Genomic DNA, 25,384 nt, shown 5'->3' on the forward strand with positions numbered 1-25,384 from the left:
ATGGCCAAAACTGACCCAGAATCTGATACCGAGGCAGACGGCGGGCAGAATGGCGGCGTCCAGTCCGTGGATCGGGCACTTGCCGTTCTGGAGATCCTCGCCCGGGACGGCCATGCGGGGGTGAGTGAAATAGCCCAGGAGATGGGCGTCCACAAGTCCACCGTGTCCCGGCTGCTCGGATCGCTGGTAGGCCGGGATATGGTCCACCAAAACAGCGAACGGGGAAAGTACCAGCTGGGCTTCGGCATTCTGCGGCTGGCAAGCTCCATCCCCCGGCGGTTGAGTCTCGTCCACGAGGCCCCGCGCCGTCCTTGAAGGCCTCGCCGAGGAGTTTAAGGAAACGGTGAACCTTGCCGTGCTGCGCTCCAACTACGCAGTCAACGTGGACCAGGCCATGGGGCCTTCGTCGCTCGCCACGTACGACTGGGTGGGCAGCCTGACTCCGCTGCACGCAACGTCCAGCGGAAAGGTCCTGTTGGCGGCCCTCTCCGCGGATGAACGGGACCGGATCCTGAAGGAGACAGGGCTTCCGGCCCGGACGCCGCGCACCATAACCAACCGGAGCCAGCTGGAGCGCCAGCTTCTCGACGTCTCCCGCGAAGGCTACTGCGTCATTCGGGAAGAGTTCGAGATCGGGCTCAACGCCATCTCTGTGCCGGTGTACAACCATATGGGTTCAGCGATCGGCGCCGTCAGCATTTCCGGACCAGCTTTCCGTTTTGATCCGGATAAGACGCCAGGGCTCCTGGAGGCGTTGAAACAGGCAGGTCTCCAGATCAGTGCAAACATGGGCTACACCCGGCGGTAAGCTCACCCACCTTCTCTTGGACCCAATTGTGGAAAACGCCGATATGATGCTCGCTCGGAACCAGCACACCGCCCTTGGCATAGACCTTTGAGCCCATGGCCGGCTGGCAACGCTCGCAGGCGTCGAAGTCCTGCTCGTTGACGCGGTGGAAGAGCTCCACCGAGGCGCTGACGTCCTTTCCGCTTTCCACGACGCTGGGAAGGTACAGCCAGTCACATTCAACGATGGTGTGATCGGCGGCCATCGGGAACATGCGGTGGATGATCACATGGTCCGGGACAAGGTTGACGAATACCGTGGGTTTGATGGTCACGGCGTAATAGCGCCGGTCCTGGCCCTCCCCCACCCCCGGGATCCGGTCCATCCCTGCCGAGCCGTCGATGGTGAAGCCCTTGATGTCCTCGCCGAATTCGGCGCCGTGACCCACGAAGTACTGGGCGGCCAGGCCGTCGGCGAACTCGGGCAGCACCTCTGTGAGCTCGGGGTGGATGGTGGCGCAGTGGTAGCACTCCATAAAATTCTCGATAATGAGTTTCCAGTTGGCCTTGACGTCGTACTTGATGCGGCGCCCCAGGCTCAGGTTGGCAATGTCATAGTCCTCGACTGCACGCAGGTCCCCGAGACGGTCCTCGATGGCGCCCATGACGTCTTCTTCAAACGACGGCGGCTCATCAGCCAGGCAGACCCAGACATACCCGAGGTACTCGCGGGTGTGGACCTTCACGAGTCCGTACTCGTCCCGGTCGATGTCCGGCATCTTTGTCAGGTTGGGGGCAGCAATGAGCTTGCCTTCGAAGTCGTAGGTCCAGGCGTGGTAGGGGCACTGGAATGAGCGTGCGGCTTCGCCCTGCTCCTCCATGCAGAGCTTGACACCCCGGTGCCGGCACACGTTATAGAAGGCACGGATCCCGCCTTTGCGCGTGCGGCTGATCAGCACGCTCTCGCGGCCCACCTGCGCCGTCCGCCAGGCTCCGGGCTTGTCCAGGTCGGCGGACCGCACTGCGCAGAACCACATCTGCTCAAAAATGCACTCCTGCTCGGCGCGGAAGATCGCTTCGCTGACGTAGGCCTGGCCAGGGAGGGTGGGGATCAGGCTGGGCGTGAAAACTTCGGCGGTCATTCTTTGCTCCTGTGCGGTGACTGACTTCGGGATTGAATGGTCTGCAGGGATCAGGCGAAACTGGCGGATGCTGCCAGTGCAGACCGAGCATCGTCAGCCTCGGCTGCGGCGATGGCTGCCCGGAATGCTTCGGCCTCGACGACGGCCGCCCGGACTGCTTCGGCTGCGGCCGCGGCTTTGTGGACGGCGTTGAGTTGCCGCCTCCACTTGGTGAAGAGGCGCGGCTGGTTGGCACCAAGGACTGCTACAGGTTCGCCGTCACGGTAGTAGACGGCCAGGAAGCTGTGCGCTGCCGGATCTCCGGCCTCGATGGCCACCCGATCGGCGTCGCGGGACTGGCCGGCGAATTGGATCCTGACGTTGTACTGATCGGACCAGAAATACGGCAGGTTCAGCGGCTGGCGGGCGGCACCAGGTTCCAGGAGCGCCGTCACAGCCAGCGCCGGGCGCTCCACGGCGCTGCTCCAGTGCTCCACTCGGCGGTGCATTCCGGACTCTTCATCCAGCCATGCAGCACAATCGCCGACGGCCACCACGCCTGGCATATTGGTACGGCCCATCGGATCGCACAGGACTCCGTCGCCGAGTGCGATGCCGGATCCGGCAAGCCAGGCCGTATTGGGCACGGAACCAATGGCCACCAGGACGACGTCGGCGGCCACGTAGCGACCGTCGGCCAGGTGCAGCCCCCTGACCAGTCCCTCGCCGCTGTTATAGGACTCGATAGTGGCGTCACAAATCAGCTCCACTCCGTTGATTCCGTGGAGCGCCGCCAGGGTAGCTGCCATCTCCGGACCAAGCGGGCGGCTGAGCGGAACGGCGCCCGCGCAGACGACCGTGACATCAACTCCGAGTGCGCGGGCGGTGGAGGCGACCTCTGCACCAATAAAGCCGGCGCCTATGATTACGAGCCGTGCACCCGGCACCAGTTCGGGAGCGAGGTTCTGCGCGTCCTCCAGGGTACGCAGGGTGAAGACATTCGCGAGCCCGGCGATTTCCGGCAGCATCCGGGCGGATGCCCCGGTGGCTATGACTACGCCGTCGGCCTCTACTGCCGTGCCGTCATCGAGCCTTATCGTCCGGGCAGCGGCGTCCAGGCTGCTTACCGCTGTTCCCAGGCGCCACTCGGCCAGAAGCGGATCTGCGTCTTCACCCTCGTAGGCACTTTCCAGAAGGAGGTGTTCCGGGGAGATTTTTCCCGCCAGAAAATCCTTGGACAGCGGCGGCCTGTCATAGGGCCGATGCCGTTCGTTCCCGATGATGACCAGCCTTCCGGCGAAGCCCCGGGCGCGTATTGAACGGGCGGCCGAGATTCCCGCCAAGGACGCTCCCACTATTGCCAGTGTCTGCATGGACGCCTCCCCGCTACATAAATGCAATTCATTGCGCATAACGCAACAATTCCCCGTATGCGAAACAGCGTGGCGCGAACCGCAGGTCCGTGTCAAGGGCTTCGTTGACCGGCCGGTGAACCTTGACAAGCGAGAGCGGTATGAACCACGCTGTTGCGTATTGTGATGGGCGTTGATGATGGAACAACCTAGCGTTTGGGCTGAGCCCGTCAACCGTGAAAGAGGTTAATCGGATGCATATCGCCTGCCCACTTGCCGCCCTGGCCCCCGGAGATGCAGTCCGTCTCAACACGTCTCCGCCGATCGCCGTTTTCCACACGGAGGATGGCGAGTTGTTCGCCCTGGACGACACCTGCACCCATCAGGACGCGTCGCTCGCCGACGGCTGGGTGGAAGGTTGCGAGGTGGAATGCCCGCTTCATGCCTCCAAATTCAATCTCCACACGGGTGAAGTGGACGCGCCGCCGGCCAAGCGGCCTGTGCGGGTCCACAAAGTCTCGGTAGTGGACGGCCAGATCATGGTCGAGGAGTCCAGCGACGCTCCCAACCTTCCCCCGGGCCTGAGCATCGACGGCCACGTGTAGGCAGGAAGGGACCCGTTCAGCGGCCCGAATCGGGCTCACTCCACGCAGTACGTCACGAACAGGAGCTCCCGTATGAGCGCTACACCCCGCGTCGTTATCGTTGGCGCCGGCATTGTCGGTGCGAATCTGGCTGATGAATTGGCCACCCGGGGCTGGACGAACGTCACCGTAGTGGATCAGGGGCCACTCCACCTCGCTGGCGGTTCCACGTCGCACGCGCCCGGCCTGGTGTTCCAGACCAACCCGTCCAGGACGATGACGCAGTTCGCGGCTTATACGGTGGACAAGCTCCTCACTCTGTGCGACGAGGGTGCAGCGTGCTTCAACCAGGTGGGTGGACTGGAGATAGCCACGACCCCGGAACGCCTTGAAGACCTTAAACGCAAGCTCGGCTACGCCGCTTCCTGGGGCGTCGAAGGCCGCATCATCGACTCCGACGAGTGCACCAAGCATTACCCGCTGCTGAACCCGGATATGGTGCTGGGCGGCCTCTACGTCCCCTCGGACGGCCTCGCCTCCGCAGCCCGTGCGGTGCAGCTTCTGATCCGCAAGGCCACGGCAGCCGGTGTCACGTTCCTTGGATCAACCCCGGTGTCCGGGATTGAGCAGTCCGGCGGAAAGGTCACGGGGGTGCAGACTCCCGACGGCGCAGTCCCGGCTGACATCGTGGTGTCCTGCGCCGGATTCTGGGGTCCCAAAATCGGCGCAATGGCGGGTATGGCCGTTCCGCTGCTGCCGCTTGCCCACCAGTACGTCAAGACCACCACGGTGCGGGAGCTCGTAGGCACCAACCTCGGCACCAATCTGCTGGACCCCTCCAATGGCGCGCGGATGCCCATCCTCCGGCATCAGGACAAGGATCTCTACTTCCGCGAGCACGGCGACAGGATCGGCATCGGCTCCTACGCCCACCGGCCCATGCCGGTGGACCTGGACAGGCTGCCCGAGGTGGCTCCCGGGCAGATGTCCGAGTACCGGATGCCTTCCCGGCTCGACTTCACCGCCGAAGATTTCCTGCCCTGCTGGGAGGACAGCCGCCAGCTGCTGCCGGCACTCCGCGGGACGGAAATCGCCGATGGTTTCAACGGCATCTTCTCCTTCACCCCGGACGGCGGGCCGCTGATCGGGCAGGCGCCGGAGCTTGACGGCTTCTACGTCGCGGAAGCGGTCTGGGTGACACACTCCGCGGGCGTGGCCCGCGCGGTAGCCGAACTGCTGATCGAGGGCCAATCCCGCACCCCGCTCCACGAATGCGAGGTATCGCGTTTCGAGGCCGTCCAGACAGCTGAGAGCTACGTCAGTGAAACCTCGCAGCAGAACTTCGTCGAAATCTACGACATCCTGCACCCCCTCCAGCCACGTGAGTCCCCCCGGGACCTGCGCGTCAGCCCGTTCAACTGCCGGCAGAAGGAACTCGGGGCGTTCTTCCTCGAGGCCGGGGGCTGGGAACGCCCGCACTGGTTTGAGGCCAACCGGCATTTGTTGGACGAAATGCCGGGCGAATGGCGGGCGCCGGAACGCGGCCACTGGGCGGGCATGTTCAGCTCCCCTATTTCCGCGGCCGAGGCGTGGAAGACCCGAACCGCCGTCGCACTTTACGACATGACCGCGCTCAAGCGGCTCGAAATCAGCGGGCCCGGCGCCCTTGCCCTGCTGCAGCGGCTCAGCGCCGGTCAGATCGATAAGAAGCCCGGCGCCGTCACCTACTGCCTGCTGCTCAACGACGACGGCGGCATCCGCAGCGACATCACGATCGCGCGGCTCACGGAGACCACCTTCCAGGTAGGCGCCAACGGCAACATCGACTTCGACTACTTCACCCGCGAAGCACGGAACCAGGCCGCCTCGGACGCCAGCGCGTGGGTGCAGGTCCGCGACATTACGGGCTCCACCTGCTGCATTGGCCTCTGGGGCCCGCAGGCTCGGGAAGTTATGGCCAGGGTCAGCACTGATGATTTCACCAATGACGGCCTTCGTTACTTCCGCACCAAGCAGGTGTGGATCGGCGGCATCCCCGTGACTGCCATGCGCCTGTCCTATGTGGGCGAGCTGGGCTGGGAGCTATATACCACCGCCGAACACGGACTGAGGCTGTGGGACCTCCTCTTCGAGGCCGGTCAGGATCACGGCATCATCGCCGCCGGTCGCGGTGCCTTCAACAGCCTCCGCCTGGAAAAGGGATACCGGCTCTGGGGAACGGACATGACGCCCGAACATGAGCCGTACCAGTCCGGCCTGGGCTTCTCCATTGCCAAGACCAAGGACTCCTTTGTGGGCGCCGACGCCCTCGCCGGACGGAAGGAAAAGCCTGCGTCCCACCAGCTGCGCTGCCTCACGATCGACGACGGCATCTCCGTGGTCCTGGGCAAGGAGCCCGTGTATTTCCATGGCGAAGCCGTCGGCTACGTGACCAGCGCAGCTTACGGATACACCGTGAAACGGCCGATCGCTTATGCCTGGCTCCCCGCCGGAGCTGCCGAAGGCGATGCCGTGGAAATTGAATACTTCGGCACCAGGATCGCCGCCACCGTCACGCCGGAGCCGCTGGTGGACCCGGGCATGGAACGTCTGCGCGGCTGAGCCGGACCCGCCCAGACCCTTCAAAACGACTCCCAGACCACGCCTCATGAAGATTTACTCATGGCGGCGCCGGTCGCCTTGTCCCTGCGATTGCGGTGATTGCGGCGATGCCCACGCGGCCTAGGACCCGCCCGGATTGACCTGCCGGTGTTGAGGTGGCGCCGACGCCACTTGTCGGTCTTGACGCAACACACTTTCACCTAACGCAACACGTGGGCCGGTCCGGCAAGGCCGGGTGAATGACCAGCTGCACGCGTAGAACAAGTCATGTATATTCGCGGCCGCACAAAAAAGCATTGACCGTGTCGTAGATCACGCCTATTCTGGTGCAACAGCGTTGCGTTCAATGCAACCCCAAATTTTCATTGGTGGACATATGAGTAACGAACCAAACCCAACTGCAGCCGGTACCTTGCACAGCACCCCCGCTGCCCCCCATACCGCGATGTCCGGCGGATCCGGCCGGGGCGGAAGCCCCGAAGTCAGCAAGGACACTCGACGTCGAGTTGTCGCTGCCAGCTTCATCGGCAACTTCGTCGAATGGTTTGACTACGCCGTGTACGGCTACCTGGCTGTCACCATCGCCGCAGTCTTTTTCCCCGAGTCCGACCCGCAGACCGGGCTTCTGCTGACTTTTGCCCTGTTCGCGATCTCGTTCCTGGTGCGTCCGCTCGGCGGCTTTATCTGGGGGCACATCGGCGACCGGGTCGGGCGTCGGACCGCTCTGTCACTGTCAATCCTGATCATGTCCGGGGCAACGTTCTGCATCGCCCTGATCCCCGGGTACGACACCATTGGCATCTGGGCCCCAATCCTGCTGCTGATCATCCGCGTTGCCCAGGGCTTCTCCGCCTCAGGTGAATACGCCGGCGCCTCCGCCTTCCTCGTGGAGTACGCCCCGGCCAACAAGCGCGGCCTGTACGCCGCCGTCGTTCCGGCCAGCACCGCCGCCGGCCTGCTTCTCGGCTCCCTGCTCGCGGGCCTCCTGACCACCCTGCTCAGCACCGACGCGATGCAAAGCTGGGGGTGGCGCCTGCCGTTCCTGCTCGCAGCCCCGATGGGCCTGATCGGACGCTACATCCGCACCAAACTGGAAGATACCCCCGTATTCCTTGAAATGGCCGCCGAGGGCGAGGCCGCCAAGGCACCCGTGTCCAGCCTCTTCCGGAAACACTGGCGGCGGTTGCTTCTGGCCGTCGGAGCCGTGCTGCTCAACGCCGTCGGCTTCTACGTGATCCTCAGCTATATGCCGACCTACCTGTCATCGGAGCTGGGTCTCGGAGCCACCGAATCCTTCCTGGCCACCACCATCGCGCTGCTGACGTACATCGGGTTCATCTTCCTGACCGGTATGCTCTCGGACCGCTACGGCCGCAAGAAGGTGCTCATCGCCGCATCCGTCACCTTCATCGTGCTGACGGTGCCCGCCTTCGCCCTGCTGGGCACCGGAAACTTCCTGGTGATCGTGCTCGTCCAGATCCTGCTGGGCGCCATGCTCACCCTCAATGACGGCACGCTCCCGAGCTTCCTTGCCGAGATGTTCCCGACCCGCGTCCGCTACAGCGGCTTCGCGGTCAGCTTCAACCTCTCCAACGCGCTCTTCGGCGGCACCGCACCCTTCGTGGCCACGCTGCTCATCGCAACCACGGGCAACGTTCTGGCTCCAGCCTGGTACCTGGTCGCAGCTGCACTGATCTCCCTGATCGCCGTTGCGCTCTCCCGCGAAACCAGCAAGGAACCGCTGAGCCACGAATAGCCCCGACCGCTCATACTTCCTCACCAATAGAACAGCACTGCAGAAAGGCATCACCACCATGACTGTCACAACACCCGCAAACGCATCGTCGGTTTCCGAACTGGAACGACTGAAGGTCCTGCACAACGGCCAGAAGGAAAAGCTCACCTTTTCCGACGCGGAGTTCGAGCGCCGGCTCGGCGGCCTTCGCCGCATCATGGACGAGAAGAACCTGGACGCCGTCGTCCTGACCAGCTACCACTCCATCAAGTACTACTCCGACTTCCTCTTCACCTATTTCGGCCGCTCCTACGCCATGGTGGTCACCAAGGACGACACCGTCACCGTCACGGCCAACATCGACGCCGGGATGCCCTGGCGCCGGAGCTACGGCGACAATGTGGTCTACACGGACTGGCGCCGGGACAACTACATCTTCGCCATCCAGGAAGCGCTGCGGACCCGCGGCATCAACCCGCGCCGGCTCGGCGTCGAAGACGACTCGCTCCCGCTGGATAACCGGAACAAGATCCAAGCCGCTTTTGCCGGCGCCACCCTGGTGGACGTGGCTCAGGCCGCCATGCGCCAGCGGATGATCAAGTCCGCCGAAGAGATCGAGGTCATCAAGCACGGCGCCCGCATCGGGGACCTCGGCGGCGAAGCCATCCGCAACGCCATCACCGCGGGCATCACCGAGTACGAGGTTGCCCTGATCGGCACCGAAGCCATGGTCCATGAAATCGCACGGACCTTCCCGGACTCGGAAATCCGCGACACCTGGGTCTGGTTCCAGTCCGGCATCAACACCGACGGCGCCCACAACTGGGCCACCACCCGCAAGATCCAGGAACACGACATCCTGTCCCTGAACTGCTTCCCCATGACCTCGGGCTACTACACCGCCCTGGAACGCACCCTGTTCTACGGCGAACCCGACGCACGTTCCCTCGAGCTGTGGAACATCAACGTCGAAGTCCACAAGCGCGGCCTCGAGCTCATCAAGCCGGGCGCCGTCTGCAAGGACATCGCGGCCGAACTGAACGAGATCTACGTCGGCCACGGACTGCTCGCCAACCGGACCTTCGGCTACGGCCACTCCTTCGGCGTCCTGAGCCACTACTACGGCCGCGAAGCCGGACTCGAACTCCGCGAGGACATCGACACCGTACTGGAGCCCGGCATGGTCGTGTCCATGGAACCGATGATCACCGTCCTGGACGGCCAGCCCGGCGCCGGCGGCTACCGCGAACACGACATCCTCGTCGTCGGCGAAGACGGGGCCGAGAACATCACGAAGTTCCCCTTCGGCCCGGAACACAACATCGTGGGCGCATAGCAGTTGCCATACCGCCGAAAGCGGCGTCACGCACCGCGTGGCGCCGCTTTCGGCGCATATACGGAATGATGGTAGGTACCATGACCACAGCAGAAGCTCCTGAGACCACCGGAACCGGCGATGCCAAGGGCGCGTCGGTCATAGCCAATGCCATCGCCGTCCTGCGGACCTTTTCCGCCGAGGAACCGTTACTTGGGGTGACCGAGATCGCCAGCCGGGTCGGTCTGCACAAAAGCACCGTTTCCCGGATCCTGGCAACGTTCGAACAGGAACACCTGGTGGAACGCGACCCGGAAACCCGACGCTTCCGTATGGGGCTCGGACTGATCGCCATCGCCGGCCCGCTGCTCGCCGAACTGGAAGAACGGCGGGTGGCTCACCCCGTCCTGGGTGATCTCACCGAACAAACCGGCGAAACCAGCGCCCTCATGGTGTGGAACGGCACCGAATCGATGTGCGTGGAACAGATTGCCAGCCATCACGAAATCAAGCACACCACGCCGCTGGGAGCGCGCTACCGCGATGCCATGAGCTCTTCCGTCCAAGTCTTCCTGGCTGCCGAACCGGCCGAACGTGTCCGCGAATTACTGCGCAGCGGCGCCGTGAGCTACCGGGGCCTGGATGACGAGGGCCTTGAGGGATATGCGATCCGCCTGGACGACGTGCGGAAGCGCGGCTGGGCCATCAACTATGGCGAATCCTCGATTGACGAAGTGGGCGTCGCGGCGCCCGTCTACGACCATCGCGGCGAGATTGCAGCCGTCGTCCTTATCGCGGCGCCCCGGTTCCGAGTTTCCCGCGAACGACTGCAAAGCTTGGGCGAGGCGTGCGCCGCCGCTGCCTGGCAGGTCACCACCCGCCTGGGTGGACGTCCGCCCGGGAGTTCAGGGCAGGGCCAGCACTAGGCCTCAGGCGAGCCTCGCCAGCCGCGTGGCCAAATGCAAGGCCGCCAGCCGGCCCGTGTTCCGGGGATCACCGCCGCACAGCTCAAAGATCCGCCGCAGCCGCTGGTGCATCGACTGCCGTTCCAGATGGAGCTCCCTGGCTGCATGCGCGGTGTTGCATCCGCAATCCAACCACGTTGCCAGCGTGTCGAGCAGCCGCGAATTGCGATGCGCATCCTGATCCAGTAGCGCACCGAGTTGCTGGCGCACGAAATTCCGACGTCGATAGGGGTCAAGGGATTGAAGGGCGAGTCGTTCCACTGCGAATGCCTCCGCGTCGACCACGGACGGGTGCGCGCCGTCGGAGGCTGAACGGGATTGCTCCGGGGAGGCCGCCAGTTCCAAGGTGAGCTTGGCTTCGGACAGCGACCAGGGGGCATCTGAGATTCCGGCCACTAAGGGACCCACCGCCGTGAACGTCCTGGCTATGCTCGGAAGCTCCAGCAGGCCAGCCAGGAGCCTTTGACGGCTTTCTTCCGGAGCATCTCCGCCGAGTCCAGCCACGGCGAGAAGCTCGGCGTTATCGACATAGGTGGCGTGGGACTCTGCCGTCTGGTGCAGCAACTTTTCCACCGGCGACCGCAGCTGCTGGGAGGTATCTGACCGGACCACCACTGCCACGATCGGGCCGGAAGCCGGAATCCCGGCGGCCGACGCCAGCTGCTGAAGACGCCACAGCTGGCTACCTGAATCAATTGCGCGGATCAACGCAGCCCCTGCAACCTCCTGGAGCCCGGGCGACATCCGCTGCAGCATCGCCAGGGCCAGGATATCCACCGAACGTTTTCCGGCCGTGCGCGCGAGGTTCTCATCCTCCTCCGCTGGCATCTCGAGCAACAGCTGCGCCGCAAGGATCCCCCGCACCGGCACATCGATATGGATCAGGCGCACATGTTCCGGCGGTGCGGGGGCTGAGCTGCTGGCCGCTCCGGCGTTCACCGGAGTGGCACTGGCCAGAGTCACGCCGGTCAGGGAAACAAGGGTCACCTCGGCATGGGTGATGCCAGCGAGCACGGCCAGAATCCGGTCCAGGCTACCGCTGTGCGCCAGTTCGACGGCCATCGCGTGGCTCGCCTCGTCAGCCTGCCTCAAATGGAGAACCGACTCGCTGACCAGTGTCGAGTTGATGGCCTGCATAACACCGACAAACGGCACGACCTTGCGGAGCTCGATCAGAGGAAGTCCGGCTGCCTCGGCGGCCGACACCATGGCGGACGGGAGTGCGGGGAGGGCGACGCCCGTTTCGATGGCCAGGGCGGCCACGCCCCGCTCTGCCAACTGGCGGACGTACATGATTTGCCGTTCCTCGGAGGCGTGAGCGAGGGCCTCCCCTCCTGTCAGCAGCAGCTCGCCGCCGTCAAGCAGGGGAGCTATGTCCAGGATTTCGCTGGAATGGATCCACCGGAGCTGGGCCCTGGCAACGCTGCCGGCGGCCGCCCGGACTACGGGATCAGCGACTGTAAGCGTCGGATGGTCGAGTGCATCCTGAAGAAATATTGACACGACACTCCGTCACTAGAATTAGAAATTAACTAGACACATTATATATAGACTCGTGTGGCGTGCGCCACATAATCTTGCAGGGAACCCCTAAACTCTCACGGAGGCTCCAATGCGTGAAAATTCCCCCACCACTAACGCCAGCCCGGCACCGGTGGCCGTCGTGGACCATGAAGCCTGGCTTCAACCCATTCCCGAATCGGCCCGCACCCGGAAAGTCTCCGGTCAGTTCTGGATCTGGGCCGGCGCCAACCTCGCCCCGATCAACTGGGTGCTCGGCGCCCTCGGCATCCATCTCGGCCTCGGATTCGCCGACACAGTCACCGTTCTGGTTTTGGGGAACCTGATCGGCATGCTGCTCTTCGGCTGCTTTGTGTTACTGGGTCAAAAGACCGGAGCGACCGGCATGGTCCTCGCCCGGGCCGCTTTCGGCCGGCGCGGAAACTACCTCCCGGCAGCCATCCAGGCATTACTGGTCATCGGGTGGTGCGCGGTCAACACCTGGATCATCCTGGACCTTGTGATGGCACTCTTCGGAACCCTCGGCTGGGTTGACCCAACTGCCCACAACTATGCCTGGAAGATAGGCGTCGCCGCCGCCATCATGGCCACGCAGGTCGCCATCGCCTGGTTCGGCTACAGGGCGATTGCGGCGTTTGAAAAGTGGACCGTACCGCCTACCATCATCATCCTCGCCGTGATGTCCGCCGTGGCGTGGTTCGGCATGAAGATCGACTGGTCCTACGCAGGCCCCGGCCGGCAACATCCTGGAAGGCTCGGAGCGGATCGCCGCGATGAGCGCCGTGATGACGGCTATCGGCATCGGCTGGGGGATCACCTGGTTCACCTACGCCGCCGACTACTCCCGCTTCGTCAGTACCGAAGTGCCGAAGCGCAAGGTCTATCTGGCCTCGGTCCTGGGCCAGTTTATCCCCGTCGTATGGCTGGGCATCCTGGGCGCAAGCCTGGCCACCAACAGCGGCGAGATCGACCCGGGCAAGCTGATCGTCCAGAACTTCGGTGTTATGGCGCTACCGGTACTCCTGATGGTCCTGCACGGCCCGATCGCCACTAACATCCTGAACATCTACACCTTCTCCGTCGCGACGCAGGCCCTCGACATCAGCATCAGCCGCCGCAAGCTCAACCTTTTCGTTGGCGTCTTCTCGCTCGCCGCCGTCGTATTCTTCATCTTCCAAGAGGACTTCGCTTCCGTTCTGGATGCGTGGCTGATCGGACTCGTGGCGTGGGTTGCCGCCTGGGGCGGCGTCATGCTGGTCCACTACTTCTGGATCGAGAAGCGCTGGCCCGGCGACCCGTCCCGCCTGTTCGACGCCGTGGGCACCAAGCGCCTTCCCGGCGTGAACCCTGCCGGCGTCGTGTCCCTGCTCATCGGAATCTTCGCCACCTGGCTTTTCATGTACGGGCTGGTACCTGCCATGCAGGGCCCCATCGCCGTCGCCCTTGGCGGATGGGACCTGTCCTGGCTTGCCGGCGGCCTGTCCAGCGCCGGAGCATACGCCCTTATGGGGCCGCGTTACCACCGCAAGTACCTGCAGGTGCCCAGCCCCGACGAGGCTACCCAGGAATCAGTTCCTCCTCGAGTAACCGACCCTTCAACCACCGCCGCCCCCGTAGGCCTCTAGCCAGGAGATGACCACCATGGACTTTCCCGCTTTCCCTGACACCGGCCACCCGATCACCTGGCCCGATGGCCATCGAGCCGCTGCGTCCTTCACCTTCGATGTGGATGCGGAGTCCTGCACCATCGCCCATAACCCGCAGAGCACCCGGCGAATGTCTCTGATGACGCATCAGTCGTACGGTCCCAAGGTGGCAGTTCCGCGGCTCCTGCAGATTCTGCACCGCCAGGACATCAGGGCCACGTTCTTTATCCCCGGATTCACCGCGGAATGCTACCCGGACGTCGTCCGCCGGATCGCGGACGGAGGTCACGAGATCGCCCACCACGGATACCTGCACGAACCCATGCAGGGCATCGACTCAGCGACCGAGGCACGGTATCTCGACCGGGGCCTGGATGCCCTGGCCAAGGCCGCCGGCGTCCGGCCGACCGGCTACCGGGCACCCTGGTGGGAGCTCAACTGGCACTCCGCAACACTGCTCGCAGACCGCGGCTTCCTGTATGACTCCAGCCTGCTCGACGGCGACGCCCCCTATCGCTTCAGCGTCGCCGAGGGAGACCCCAGGGACCTCGTTGAGATCCCGGTCGACTGGGCCCTGGATGATTGGGAACAGTACGCCTTCTACCCGGGCGTGACCGGCAGCGGAGTCATCGAAAGCCCCGCAAAGGTCCTCGAAATGTGGACTCTGGAGGCCGAAGCGCACCACGCCGCAGGAAGCTGCTTTGTCCTGACCAACCATCCGTTCATTTCCGGCCGCCCGTCCAAGGCCGTGGCGCTGGAACGGCTAATCGACCGGGTTAAATCCATGGACGGCATGTGGGTGACCACGATGGAAGAGATCGCCCAACACACCCGTGACTCCGTCCAGCAAATCCACACCCATGCCCGCATTTCCGTCCCCGAGTTCCCAGACACCGGCGCAACCTTTACGCCGGCCCAAGTCCGTCAGCAGGAACTAACCACCGCCGGCCCAGCTATGTCCGGCCGGACTGGCGTGGGGGTCTAGGCGAGCATCCGCGCCGCGCCCATGCGTCGCTGCTCTCCGGGCCGAAGGCTTTCGTCAGCTCTTCAGAGGTGATCAGCCCGGTGATGGGCTCGATGACGATGTGGGCGCCGGCTCCGCAGATAACCCGGCCGAATCGCTCCCCGTAGTCCTCCACGGCTCAGTCCCCCCATGGCATCGGCTCAAGGCGGCATTGGGCTAGCCCAAAATTGAAAAACCAATCGGCCGCTGATGGACGCATGCATCAAGCAGGAAGACCCCCGGCTCCGCCTCCATGAGGGGCAGGAACGCCGGGGGTCTTCTGCGTTGGGACGTCACTTCGTCACCCGGGAGTGCTTGAGCATTTACGTTGCCCAGGCAACTTTTTTTGCCCTGGCTGACCCCGTCCCGGGATCGAGGAATAGAAACTCACACCGGCAATGTGTTGCTTGGATCACATCTTGTCCAGGGTTGTCCGGGGCACCACAGCGTTGTGGCACCCGGCATAGAGCGAGAAATATTCGTGACTACAGACAAGCTTCGAGTACTGGTCAGGGTAAACCTCGACTGAGCAAAGGCCCAGGTTGCCGCGCAGGGCCATGTGACTTCCAAAAGCGTCCACGGACTCTATGACCTGACGAAGCGCGCCAATTTGCTTACCGCGGGCATGACCCTGGAACTGGATATGACCCGGGCCCGGATCGAGCCCCACGCATTGGACGAACTCCGGACCTGCTCGCGGTCTCCCATCTGCCACCGCGGCAAGATTGCCGCCGTCGTCCTCATCCCGGCCCCGCGTTTCCCGCGAACTACTGCAAAGCTTGAGCCAGGCCTGCGCAGCCGCTGCCCGCAGGATCACCCGGCGCCTCGGCGGACGACCGCCTGAAGCCGCTGCAGGCCGTACTGTGGCGTAGCGACGCCAATGGCCGATCATGAAAAACGCCCGTCCGGGAAACCCTGGACGGGCGTTTTTCATGATCGGCTGCTGAACCACCAGCAGCCCTAAGGGCGCCAGGTCTCAAAGAGACCTTAGGAGTCGCCGCCGGCGTTGCCGGTGGTGCCGGCGTTGACGTTGTGGAGCTGGTATTTTTCGATGGCCTGGGTGGGTGCCTGGGCGTTGATTTCGCCGCGGCGGGCGAGCATCTGCAGGGATCGGACCACGATGGAGTGGATGTCGTTTTTGAAGAAGCGTCGGGCTGCGGCGCGGGTGTCGGAGAACCCGAAGCCGTCGGTTCCGAGGGAGGCGAACTCGTTCGGGAGGTACTGGCGGATCTGGTCCGGGACGGCTTTCATGTAGTCCGTGACGGCGACGATCGGTCCGGTGGCGCCGGCGAGTTGTGCTGTTACGAACGGGGTCCGGGGTTCCTGGCCGGGGTTGAGGAAGGCTTCTTCCTCGGCTGCCATCGCGTCCCGGCGCAGTTCGGTCCAGGACGTCACGGACCAGACATCGGCTGAGACGCCCCAGTCCTCGGCGAGGAGTTTCTGGGCCTGCAGGGCCCAGGGGACGGAGACGCCGGAGGCGAGGATCTGCGTGCGGGGCCCGTCGATTTTGGCCGGGGCGAGCAGGTAGATGCCCTTGATGATGCCTTCGGTGTCCAGTTCGGCCGGGGCCGGGGGCTGGTTGATGGGTTCGTTGTAGACCGTGAGGTAGTACATGACGTTCCGGGAGGGGTCGTTGTCCGCCGGGCCGGGCCCGTACATCCGGTTCAGGCCGTCCCGGACGATGACTCCCATTTCGTAGCCGTAGGCCGGGTCGTAGGTGAGTACGGCCGGGTTGGTGGAGGCGAGGATCGGGGAGTGCCCGTCGGCGTGCTGGAGGCCTTCACCGGTCAGGGTGGTCCGGCCGGCGGTCGCGCCGATGATGAACCCTCGGGTCATCTGGTCCGCGGCGGCCCAGAAGGAATCCCCGGTGCGCTGGAACCCGAACATCGAGTAGAACACGTAGACCGGGATCAGCGGTTCCCCGTGGGTGGCGTACGAGGTGCCGGCGGCGGTGAACGCCGCGACGGCGCCGGCTTCGTTGATGCCGGGGTGGATCAGTTGGCCCTTGGCGGATTCCTTGTAGGCCAGGACGATGTCCCGGTCCACGGAGAGGTAGTTCTGGCCTTCGGGGTTGTAGATTTTCGCGGTCGGGAAGAACGCGTCCATCCCGAAGGTCCGGGATTCATCCGGGACGATCGGCACGATCCGGGACCCGAAGTCCTTATCGCGCATCAGGTCCTTCAGGAGCCGGACGAACGCCATGGTCGTCGCGGCCATCTGCTTGCCCGAGCCGCGGTTGGTGAACTCGTAGGCCTTCTCCCCGGGCAGGGTGACCTCGGTGTGCGCGGAGCGGCGTTCGGGCACGAACCCGCCAAGTTTCGCCCGGCGTTCCATCAGGTACTGGATTTCCGGGGTGTCCATGCCGGGGTGGTAGTACGGGGGCCGGTACGGGTCCGTTTCGAGCTGTTCGTCCGTGACCGGGATCCGCAGGTGGTCCCGGAAGGCCTTGAGGTCATCAAGGGTCAGTTTCTTCATCTGGTGCGTGGCGTTGCGGCCCTCGAAGTGCGTGCCGAGCCCGTAGCCCTTGACCGTGTGCGCGAGGATCACCGTGGGCTTGCCCTTGAACTCCGCCGCAGCCTTATACGCGGCATAGACCTTGTTGTAGTCGTGGCCGCCGCGCTTGAGGTTCCAGATCTGATCGTCCGTGAGGTCCTGGACCATTTCCTTGGTCTGCGGGCTCTGGCCGAAGAAGTGCTCCCGGACAAACGCCCCGGACTCGGCCTTGTACGTCTGGTAATCCCCGTCGACGGTCTCGTTCATGATCTTCACGAGCGCACCGTCCTCGTCCTTGGCCAGCAGCTCATCCCACTCCCGGCCCCAGACGACCTTAATGACGTTCCAGCCCGCACCGCGGAAGAACGCCTCAAGTTCCTGCATGATCTTCCCGTTGCCCCGGACCGGACCATCCAGACGCTGAAGATTGCAGTTAATGACGAAGTTCAGGTTATCGAGCTTATCGTTCGCCGCGAGCTGGAGCAGCCCGCGGGACTCGGGCTCATCCATTTCCCCGTCACCCAAAAACGCCCAGACCTGCTGGTCAGAAGTGTCCTTGATGCCCCGGTTCTGCAGATACCGGTTCGACTGGGCCTGATAGATCGCGTTCATCGGCCCGATCCCCATCGAGACCGTCGGGAATTCCCAGAACTCCGGCATCAGCCGCGGATGCGGATAGGACGAGAGCGCATGGCCCTCCTTGGACTTCTCCTGCCGGAACCCGTCCAAATCCTCCTCGGAGAGCCGGCCTTCCATAAACGCCCGCGCATACATCCCCGGCGACGCATGACCCTGGAAAAAAACCTGGTCCCCGCCACACGGGTGGTCCTTGCCGCGGAAGAAATGATTGAACCCGACCTCATAAAGCGTCGCAGCCCCCGCATACGTCGAGATATGCCCGCCGACACCAATCTCAGCCCGCTGCGCCCGGTGCACCATCACCGCAGCATTCCACCGCAACCACGCCCGGTACTTACGCTCAATCTCCTCGTCCCCGGGGAACGGCGCTTCCTGGTCCACCGGGATCGTGTTCACATAATCCGTGGTCGTCACCATCGGAACACCCACACTCCGGGCACCGGCCCCGCTGCAACAGGCTGCGCATAATGTACTGGGCACGCTCCGTGCCCTGATCCTGAATCAGCGCATCCAGGGACTCACGCCACTCGGCGGTCTCTTCCGGATCACGATCAGGCAGCTGGTTTGTCAACCCGCTGAGGATATGGGAGCTATCTTCTCCTGCAGCCACGGCAGCCTCATTTCATCTTTGAATGTCTGGGCCAGAAGTTTTCGTATTGTGAGAAAACTTTCTTGCTATTCGAGATTACCGATCTGGCTGCGGGCCGTCAAGCAGAGACGGCCACCAACGGCCTCCAGTTCCCCCAGGAGGCCGATCCACGGATTGTGACCGCGGCACTGATGCCGCCGGGCTGACAGCAGCACCCGGGGCACCGTAGGCTCCTCCTCGGCAGCCCTGTTGCCCGCCCGCAGCCCAGAAGGAGACCCGTGGCCACCACCTCAGAACCAAGCGAAAAAGTTGCCGTTGTGACCGGAGCCGGCTCCGGTATCGGCCGGGCCGTTGTCCGGCTGATGCTCGCCGACGGCTATCGGGTCGTTTTGGCCGGGCGCCGGCGGCAGCAATTGCTCGAAACCGCCGGAGACCACCCCCAGGCGTACGCGCTGACTTGCGATGTCACGGTCCCGGACGACGTCGAACGCCTCTTCGCAGAAGCGGTCCAGCGCTGGGGCAGGGTGGATGTCCTATTCAACAATGCGGGGATCTTCGGGCCGGCCGCCTCGGTGGACGAGATCAGCGTGGCGGACTGGGATGCAACCGTGGCCGTCAACCTGACCGGTTCGATGCTGTGCGCCGCAGCAGCGGTCCGGGCCATGAAAGCCCAGGCCCCGCAGGGCGGCCGCATCATCAACAACGGCTCCATCGCGGCGCATTCACCCCGTCCCCGCACGGTGGCCTACACGGTCACCAAACACGCCATGACAGGGCTGACCAGGAGCATCGATCTCGACGGGCGCGGCTTCGGAATCAGCTGCGGGCAGATCGACATCGGCAACACCGCCACGGACATCATGGACACGATCGGCGTCGGCTCCGGAGCCCTCCAGGCGGACGGCAGCCGCAAGGTGGAGCCCACATTCCCGGTGGATGACGCAGCCCGTGCGGTGCTGCTGATGGCCGGCATGCCGCCGTCGGCCAGTGTGGGGTCCCTCGTGATCACGGCGGCGGGCATGCCGTTCATCGGCCGGGGATAAGACAACCGCCGGAGCAAGCCGGGGATCCGGCTATCGTGGCAGCCGGGTCCCCGGCGATTCAGCTGCCGCGGTAGCTGGAGAAGGCAAACGGGCTTAGGAGCAGCGGGACGTGATAGTGCGCCTCGTTCCGGTCGACCGTGAAAGTCAGCACGACCTCCGGAAAGAAGGTCGGCGTGTTCAAGGCGGCAAAATACTCCGCAGTGGAGAACTGCAGCCGATAGGTACCGGAGTCCAGGACTTCGGGGCCGAGTTCTTTGACGCGCCCGTCGTTATCGGTATGCGCCGCGGCCAGTTCTGACCAGGCGCCGTTATCCAGCGCCAGCAGGCTTACCGGGACACCGGCGGCGGGCTTGCCCGTCGCCGTATCGAGAATGTGCGTCGTTATGTGGGAAATCGTCACTGGCTCATCATTCCTTGGAGTCGATGGATGGCAATCTCGCGCAGCTGCTGCTGCACGATGGGTTCTTCCTCGGCGGCGCTATGGGAAATCCGGACCTGAAGTGCCTCCAGGATTTCCTCTTTGCTGCGGCCGGCGGCACGGATCAGGAACACCCGCCCGAACTTCTCTTCGTAGCTCCGGTTCCCCTCGGCAAGCGCCGCAATGACGGCACCCGACGCCTCTCCAAGGGCATCCTGCTCACCGCGCGAGAGTTTGGCTTCAGAACTGTCCCCTGCAGCTCGCTCACCGATCCGGGGGTGGTGGGCCAGCGCCGACTCCACCTCAGCCGCCGTGAAGGGAGAGGCCGCACGACGGGCGAAATCCAACAGGTCCTCGATCGAGGAGAACGGCCGCTCGTCGGCGATCTGGTCGACCCATCGCGGAATATCAACGCACGGACGCAGAGCTGAGACAATTTCCGGGCGGCTGGCCCCGTTGAAATCCTGGAGCAACATGAATGGTCCTTCTGCTTTGGGGCTGCTATCCGCGATGCAGGACAACACCACTTCGATTTCACATCATGGAATCTTTATTCCGTTATTCACCAGTGAAGCGCACGCAATATTGCGTGTCAACTGTGTCCACCCCCTATCACCTGACCGCAGTGCGCACTGCCTCCGGCACCGCGGCCGTGGCATTGCCGCCACGAAGGCTGCGCCAACCGAGACGCCCGGCCGCCACAAGCAGCAGCACAACAACGACGGCGGCGCCAGCGGCGACGCTCCGATGATAGGGCCAGTATCCGGCAAGTCCCAGGAAGGCCGGAAGAGTCGCCGTCACCTGACTGGTCAGCACGAGCGACCATCCGATGAACGGACCGAGGGGCTCGCAGCCCAGTGCCATCCGGACAAAAAAGAGGCTCCAGAGGACGGCCCAGCAGAGCCACAGCACGGCCAGGAACGGGTCCGCAGACAGCCACGCGGCCGACAAAAGCACCGCGAACACCGCAACCAGGCCGCTGTACCACCCCAGCCCCTTGGAGCCCAGGCCGAGCAGCGCATCCAATCCGACATACACATAGGTCAACCCGAACAGGAACATCCCGGCCGCACCCAGCAGCGTCCCGGGAGCACTGACATCAGCGGTACTGACGTAGGTGATACCCAGTGCAAGCTGCGTCGCGCCGATCAGCAAACTGAAGACCGCTGAATCCCGCAGGGGAATGCGGCCCAGCAGGGCCAGGCCGTTGACCAGCAGTGCCGCCCCCGACAGAAGGAGGCATAGATAGGGCATGACGGCTACTCTCTCGGAACTGCAGGCGGGCTCCAGCCACGCGCAAACAACGCTTCCGCATGATGGAATGGAACTTTTGTCTGGCGGTATTGTATACCCGCCCGCCACTCTGCGGCCGCGGCGACCAGACTGGGGGAATCAGTTCATATTCCACAATACGGAAAGTTACTCTTCCCTTGTGGAATAACGTGATCCGGGTTACCTTTAAATCGTCCCTCAACGAGGAGGACAGCAACAAGCGATTGGTCAGGATCATGCGACAGCCCCAGCTCCTCCAGGGACGTACCAGACGACAATCGCCACGTATGCCATCGCCGCCTGTACGCAGCGGCCCCGGGCATTCCCGTCCTGAAGCTCGGGACTGAAGTAAACGGCCACAAGCCGACCCTTATACCCGCAGGCACTTATGCCGGCCATTTTGTAGACCCAATTTTCTTGTTCCCGAGAGGTCACTCCATGTCACAAATGCCGACCGCGGCTCCGCCCGTCGACGACAACCACAACCGTCCCGCCGTTGCGTTGGATGACGTTCCCACCGCCGCGGAGCTCGGCCTCTCGCCGACGAGCGCACGACTGTACAACCAGGATCTCGCGCCCACAATGATGAAGGGTCGCCGCTGGAGCGCCTACAACATCTTCACGCTCTGGGCCAACGACGTGCACAGCCTGGGCAACTATGGCTTCGCGATCGGCCTGTTCGCTCTCGGCCTCGGCGCCTGGCAGATCCTGCTCGCTCTGGGAGTCGGCGCCGTCCTGCTTTTCCTGCTACTGACGCTGTCCGGGTTTATGGGCCATAAGACCGGCGTCCCGTTCCCCGTTATGAGCCGCATTGCCTTCGGCATCCACGGCGCCCAGATCCCGGCCCTGATCCGCGGCGGCGTCGCAATCGCATGGTTCGGCATCCAGACCTACCTGGCATCGCTGGTTCTCCGCGTCCTGCTGATCGCGCTGGCCCCCGGCCTGGCGGACCTCGATAAAGACTCCATTCTCGGCCTCTCGACTCTGGGCTGGGCGTCATTCCTCGCCCTGTGGGTCGTTCAGGTCGTTATCGTCCGGTACGGGATGGACATGATCCGTCACTACGAGGCCTTTGCAGGGCCCATCATTCTCATCACCATGGCCGCTCTGGCCGTTTGGATGTTCGCCCAGGCCGGCGGCTCCATTGCGCTCTCCACACCGGACGCCCTCACCGGAGGTGCCATGTGGCGGGAAATCTTCGCCGGCGGCGCACTCTGGGTATCCATTTACGCCACGTTTGTCCTGAACTTCTGCGACTTCACCCGTTCCTCCACCACCCGCAAGTCCATCATCAAGGGCAATTTCTGGGGCATCCCGATCAACATGCTCTTCTTTGGCCTCATCGTCATCGTCATCACCGGAGCCCAGTTCAAGATCAACGGCGTCGTGATCGGCAGCCCCTCCGACATTGTTGAGTCGATCCCCAACACCTTCCTGCTGGTCGCCGCGGCACTGGCCCTGCTCATTCTGACCATCGCGGTGAACCTGATGGCCAACTTCGTCGCGCCGATCTACGCCCTGACCAACCTCATGCCAAAACGGCTCGACTTCCGCAAGGCCAGCCTGGTCAGCGCAATCATCGGACTGGTCATCCTGCCCTGGAACCTGTACAACAACCCGGCGGTTATCGTCTACTTCCTGGGCGGCCTCGGCGCACTCCTCGGACCGCTGTTCGGCGTCATCATGGCCGACTACTGGCTTATCCGCAAAACCCGCATCAACGTCCCGGAGCTGTACACCGAAGTCGACAAGGGTTCCTATTTCTATAGCAAGGGTGTCAACATGAGGGCAGTCGGCGCTTTCATCCCGGCGGCCATCATTTCCCTGCTGATCGCCTTCATCCCGGCCCTGCAGCCGGTCGCAGCGTTCTCCTGGTTCATCGGCGCCGGAATCGGAGCGGTGGCGTACTTCATCGTCGCCGACCGCAAGCGGCAATTCCATGACGTCTCCGGCGAGCCGATCGCTGTGCCCAGCCTGCACTAACCCGCCCACCACCCCCGGCCGGTCCGCTCTCACACAGCGGACCGGCCGCTTCCCGTACCAACCGGCCGCTTCCCGAACCAGACGACCCGAAAGGCATCATGCGCATCCTCGTCGCAAACGTCAACACCACTGCTTCCATGACGGAATCAATCGCCGCACAGGCCCGCACGGCCGCCGCTGCCGGGACCGAGATCATCGGCCTCACCCCGCGCTTCGGCGCGGACTCCTGCGAGGGAAACTTCGAAAGCTACCTGGCAGCCATCGCCGTGATGGATGTTGTCCTCGCTTATCCCGAACCGTTCGACGCCGTCATCCAGGCCGGCTATGGCGAACACGGCCGGGAAGGACTCCAGGAGCTGCTCGACGTGCCCGTCATCGACATCACTGAAGCGGCCGCCAGCACGGCGATGTTCCTGGGCCACAAGTACTCGGTCGTCACCACCCTCGACCGGACCGTTCCGCTTATTGAGGACCGGTTAAAACTTGCCGGACTCGACGCCCGGTGTGCCTCAGTGCGGGCCAGCGGCCTTGGCGTCCTTGAACTCGAAGAATTCCCGGACCGCGCCGTGGAGGCAATCCTGGACCAGGCCCGACGGGCCGTCGAAGAGGACAAAGCCGAAGTCATCGTCCTCGGCTGCGGCGGCATGTCCGGACTCGACGAGCAGATCCGCACACGCCTCGGAGTTCCCGTTGTCGACGGCGTAGCAGCCGCCGTGACGATTGCCGAGTCGCTGGTACGCCTTGGACTGAGTACCTCGAAGGTCCGTACCTTTGCCACGCCGCGGCCCAAGGTTGTTACCGGATGGCCCTTTACGGTCAACCAGAACACCGACGGCACGCAAGCCCAGGTCGACGCCCGCTAGCAGTGGCTGTTCCCGGGTTCCTGTTTAGAACCTGATAATCCAATTACCAGATGTACAAAGGATGAAATCAATGAGTGAATCGACCGGACCGGAATATGACTTGGTTGTTCGTGGTCGGCGTGTGTTGACGACGGCGGGGATCGCGGCGCGTGAGGTCGGGATCCGGGGTGGGCGGATTGTCGCGATTGAGCCGTTGGGTAATGCCCTGGCCGGGGCGGAGGTCATTGATTTGGCCGATGACGAGACGATGATCCCGGGTCTGGTGGATACCCATGTCCATGTCAACGAACCGGGCCGGACGGAGTGGGAAGGGTTCGCGTCCGCGACCCGGGCCGCCGCGGCCGGTGGCGTGACGACGATCATCGATATGCCGTTGAACTCGGTCCCGCCGACCACCACGGTCGAGAACCTCAAACTCAAACGCGAGGTCGCCGCGGACCAGGCGTTCGTGGACGTCGGGTTCTGGGGCGGGGCGATCCCGGGGAACCTGGCGGATCTCCGGCCCCTCCATGACGAGGGGGTGTTCGGGTTCAAGTGCTTCCTGCTCCACTCCGGGGTCGATGAGTTCCCGCACCTGGAGGCCGATGAAATGGAAACGGACATGGCCGAGTTGAAGTCCTTCGACTCGCTCATGATCGTCCACGCCGAGGATTCCCACGCGATCGACCGGGCCCCGCACCCGGGCGGGGACCACTACGCGACCTTCCTCTCCTCCCGCCCGCGCGGGGCCGAGAACAAGGCCATCGCCGAAGTCATCGAACGCGCCCGCTGGACCGGGGCCAGGGCGCACATCCTGCACCTGTCCTCCTCGGACGCGCTGCCGATGATCGCTTCGGCCAAACGCGACGGCGTGCACCTGACCGTGGAGACCTGCCCGCACTATTTGACCCTGATGGCCGAGGAAATCCCGGACGGTGCGACCGCGTACAAATGCTGCCCGCCGATCCGGGAGGCCTCGAACCGGGAACTGCTCTGGAAAGGCCTGCAGGACGGGACCATCGACTGCATCGTCTCGGACCACTCACCCTCGACCCTGGACCTGAAAGACCTCGAAAACGGCGACTTCGCCGTCGCCTGGGGCGGGGTGTCCTCCCTCCAGCTCGGCCTGTCCCTGATCTGGACCGAAGCCCGGCACCGCGGGATCCCCCTGGAACAAGTGATCTCCTGGATGGCCGCCAAACCCGCCGCACTCGCCCGCCTCGCCACCAAAGGCCAGCTCGCCCTCGGCTACGACGCGGACTTCTCCATCTTCGCCCCCGACGACGCCTACGTCGTGGACGTGACCAAACTCCAGCACAAAAACCCCATCACCCCCTACGACGGCAAAGCACTCTCCGGCGTCGTACGCAAAACCTACCTCCGCGGCCAGCAAATCAACAACCAGACCCCCCACGGCACCCTCCTGCGCCGCGGCGGCATCTAACCCGCACCGCGGGACAGCCGGGTTTCGCACCG

17 protein-coding genes and 3 pseudogenes are annotated in these 25,384 nt (G+C 63.9%); 13 read left to right on the top strand and 7 right to left on the bottom strand.

The features are described 5' to 3' along the window. Nucleotides 1-808: pseudogene (locus tag KY499_RS11565) on the top strand (IclR family transcriptional regulator). Here KY499_RS11565 and KY499_RS11570 read toward each other — a convergent pair. Further along, a complete protein-coding gene (locus KY499_RS11570; RefSeq protein WP_123256487.1) occupies nt 777-1,928 on the bottom strand; it encodes an aromatic ring-hydroxylating dioxygenase subunit alpha in 1,152 nt (383 codons plus the stop codon). The pseudogene KY499_RS11565 and the gene KY499_RS11570 overlap by 32 nt on opposite strands. A 50-nt stretch (nt 1,929-1,978) precedes the next feature. Beyond that, a complete protein-coding gene (locus KY499_RS11575; protein WP_123256486.1) occupies nt 1,979-3,280 on the bottom strand; it encodes an NAD(P)/FAD-dependent oxidoreductase in 1,302 nt (433 codons plus the stop codon). 233 nt (nt 3,281-3,513) lie between these two features. Between KY499_RS11575 and KY499_RS11580 the strand changes: the two genes are divergently transcribed. From KY499_RS11580 to KY499_RS11600, 5 genes are all read left to right on the top strand, one after another. After that, nucleotides 3,514-3,864, top strand: coding sequence for a bifunctional 3-phenylpropionate/cinnamic acid dioxygenase ferredoxin subunit (locus tag KY499_RS11580; RefSeq protein WP_123256485.1), 351 nt, complete (start codon nt 3,514-3,516; stop codon nt 3,862-3,864). Between the two features lie 72 nt (nt 3,865-3,936). Further along, on the top strand, nt 3,937-6,444 hold the full coding sequence (locus tag KY499_RS11585; protein ID WP_219885441.1) for an FAD-dependent oxidoreductase: 2,508 nt from the start codon (nt 3,937-3,939) through the stop codon (nt 6,442-6,444). A gap of 376 nt (nt 6,445-6,820) precedes the next feature. Further along, on the top strand, nt 6,821-8,200 hold the full coding sequence (locus KY499_RS11590; RefSeq protein WP_123256483.1) for an MFS transporter: 1,380 nt from the start codon (nt 6,821-6,823) through the stop codon (nt 8,198-8,200). Nucleotides 8,201-8,258: 58 nt separating this feature from the next. After that, the gene (locus tag KY499_RS11595) at nt 8,259-9,515 is read left to right on the top strand and encodes an aminopeptidase P family protein (RefSeq protein WP_219885442.1); all 1,257 of its coding nucleotides are present in this window, start codon (nt 8,259-8,261) and stop codon (nt 9,513-9,515) included. An 80-nt stretch (nt 9,516-9,595) separates the two neighbouring features. Further along, a complete protein-coding gene (locus KY499_RS11600) occupies nt 9,596-10,420 on the top strand; it encodes an IclR family transcriptional regulator (protein ID WP_258190738.1) in 825 nt (274 codons plus the stop codon). A gap of 3 nt (nt 10,421-10,423) precedes the next feature. Here the strand turns inward: KY499_RS11600 and KY499_RS11605 are convergent, their stop codons facing one another. Further along, the gene (locus KY499_RS11605; protein ID WP_123256480.1) at nt 10,424-11,962 is read right to left on the bottom strand and encodes a PucR family transcriptional regulator; all 1,539 of its coding nucleotides are present in this window, start codon (nt 11,960-11,962) and stop codon (nt 10,424-10,426) included. A 109-nt stretch (nt 11,963-12,071) separates the two neighbouring features. On the opposite strand from KY499_RS11605, the pseudogene KY499_RS11610 reads away from it, so the two are divergent. The 3 genes and pseudogenes from KY499_RS11610 to KY499_RS11620 all read left to right on the top strand — a co-directional run bounded on the left by KY499_RS11610 (nt 12,072) and on the right by KY499_RS11620 (nt 15,473). Continuing rightward, nucleotides 12,072-13,605 (top strand): annotated as a pseudogene (locus KY499_RS11610) (purine-cytosine permease family protein). Between the two features lie 16 nt (nt 13,606-13,621). Beyond that, complete coding sequence (locus KY499_RS11615; protein WP_219885443.1) at nt 13,622-14,611, top strand: polysaccharide deacetylase; 990 nt, start codon at nt 13,622-13,624, stop codon at nt 14,609-14,611. Nucleotides 14,612-15,188: 577 nt separating this feature from the next. Further along, complete coding sequence (locus KY499_RS11620) at nt 15,189-15,473, top strand: hypothetical protein (RefSeq protein WP_219885444.1); 285 nt, start codon at nt 15,189-15,191, stop codon at nt 15,471-15,473. A gap of 143 nt (nt 15,474-15,616) precedes the next feature. Here the strand turns inward: KY499_RS11620 and aceE are convergent. Further along, nucleotides 15,617-18,371: pseudogene (gene aceE / locus KY499_RS11625) on the bottom strand (pyruvate dehydrogenase (acetyl-transferring), homodimeric type). A 257-nt stretch (nt 18,372-18,628) separates the two neighbouring features. Between aceE and KY499_RS11630 the strand changes: the two are divergent. After that, entirely contained in the window at nt 18,629-19,393 is a 765-nt protein-coding gene (locus KY499_RS11630; protein ID WP_123257115.1) for an SDR family oxidoreductase, read from the top strand. Between the two features lie 58 nt (nt 19,394-19,451). Here KY499_RS11630 and uraH read toward each other — a convergent pair whose 3' ends face one another. From uraH to KY499_RS11645, 3 genes are all read right to left on the bottom strand, one after another. Continuing rightward, on the bottom strand, nt 19,452-19,793 hold the full coding sequence (uraH, locus tag KY499_RS11635) for a hydroxyisourate hydrolase (protein ID WP_123257114.1): 342 nt from the start codon (nt 19,791-19,793) through the stop codon (nt 19,452-19,454). Then, nucleotides 19,790-20,287, bottom strand: a complete 498-nt coding sequence (gene uraD / locus KY499_RS11640; protein ID WP_123257113.1) for a 2-oxo-4-hydroxy-4-carboxy-5-ureidoimidazoline decarboxylase — start codon at nt 20,285-20,287, stop codon at nt 19,790-19,792. The genes uraH and uraD overlap by 4 nt, the downstream gene beginning before the upstream one ends. Nucleotides 20,288-20,423: 136 nt before the next feature. Then, a complete protein-coding gene (locus tag KY499_RS11645; protein ID WP_219885445.1) occupies nt 20,424-21,065 on the bottom strand; it encodes an AmiS/UreI family transporter in 642 nt (213 codons plus the stop codon). 465 nt (nt 21,066-21,530) lie between these two features. On the opposite strand from KY499_RS11645, the gene KY499_RS11650 reads away from it, so the two are divergent. The 3 genes from KY499_RS11650 (at nt 21,531) to allB (ending at nt 25,352) form a co-directional block, all read left to right on the top strand. Next, complete coding sequence (locus KY499_RS11650) at nt 21,531-23,066, top strand: NCS1 family nucleobase:cation symporter-1 (RefSeq protein WP_375141148.1); 1,536 nt, start codon at nt 21,531-21,533, stop codon at nt 23,064-23,066. A gap of 98 nt (nt 23,067-23,164) precedes the next feature. Next, on the top strand, nt 23,165-23,929 hold the full coding sequence (locus KY499_RS11655) for an aspartate/glutamate racemase family protein (RefSeq protein WP_219885446.1): 765 nt from the start codon (nt 23,165-23,167) through the stop codon (nt 23,927-23,929). Between the two features lie 70 nt (nt 23,930-23,999). After that, complete coding sequence (allB, locus tag KY499_RS11660) at nt 24,000-25,352, top strand: allantoinase AllB (protein WP_219885447.1); 1,353 nt, start codon at nt 24,000-24,002, stop codon at nt 25,350-25,352. The last annotated feature ends 32 nt before the right edge of the window (nt 25,353-25,384 follow it).

Origin of the sequence: Arthrobacter sp. PAMC25284, from assembly GCF_019443425.1 — a bacterium.
In the GTDB taxonomy this organism is placed as follows: Bacteria; Actinomycetota; Actinomycetes; order Actinomycetales; family Micrococcaceae; genus Arthrobacter; species Arthrobacter oryzae_A.

What these genes read in the sequence shown, in the direction of transcription:
- KY499_RS11570 (WP_123256487.1), bottom strand. Translation starts at nt 1,928, where the DNA reads ATGACCGCCGAAGTTTTCACGCCCAGCCTGATCCCCACCCTCCCTGGC.
- KY499_RS11575 (WP_123256486.1), bottom strand. Translation starts at nt 3,280, where the DNA reads ATGCAGACACTGGCAATAGTGGGAGCGTCCTTGGCGGGAATCTCGGCC.
- KY499_RS11580 (WP_123256485.1), top strand. Translation starts at nt 3,514, where the DNA reads ATGCATATCGCCTGCCCACTTGCCGCCCTGGCCCCCGGAGATGCAGTC.
- KY499_RS11585 (WP_219885441.1), top strand. Translation starts at nt 3,937, where the DNA reads ATGAGCGCTACACCCCGCGTCGTTATCGTTGGCGCCGGCATTGTCGGT.
- KY499_RS11590 (WP_123256483.1), top strand. Translation starts at nt 6,821, where the DNA reads ATGAGTAACGAACCAAACCCAACTGCAGCCGGTACCTTGCACAGCACC.
- KY499_RS11595 (WP_219885442.1), top strand. Translation starts at nt 8,259, where the DNA reads ATGACTGTCACAACACCCGCAAACGCATCGTCGGTTTCCGAACTGGAA.
- KY499_RS11600 (WP_258190738.1), top strand. Translation starts at nt 9,596, where the DNA reads ATGACCACAGCAGAAGCTCCTGAGACCACCGGAACCGGCGATGCCAAG.
- KY499_RS11615 (WP_219885443.1), top strand. Translation starts at nt 13,622, where the DNA reads ATGGACTTTCCCGCTTTCCCTGACACCGGCCACCCGATCACCTGGCCC.
- uraD (WP_123257113.1), bottom strand. Translation starts at nt 20,287, where the DNA reads ATGTTGCTCCAGGATTTCAACGGGGCCAGCCGCCCGGAAATTGTCTCA.
- KY499_RS11645 (WP_219885445.1), bottom strand. Translation starts at nt 21,065, where the DNA reads ATGCCCTATCTATGCCTCCTTCTGTCGGGGGCGGCACTGCTGGTCAAC.
- KY499_RS11650 (WP_375141148.1), top strand. Translation starts at nt 21,531, where the DNA reads ATGCCGACCGCGGCTCCGCCCGTCGACGACAACCACAACCGTCCCGCC.
- KY499_RS11655 (WP_219885446.1), top strand. Translation starts at nt 23,165, where the DNA reads ATGCGCATCCTCGTCGCAAACGTCAACACCACTGCTTCCATGACGGAA.
- allB (WP_219885447.1), top strand. Translation starts at nt 24,000, where the DNA reads ATGAGTGAATCGACCGGACCGGAATATGACTTGGTTGTTCGTGGTCGG.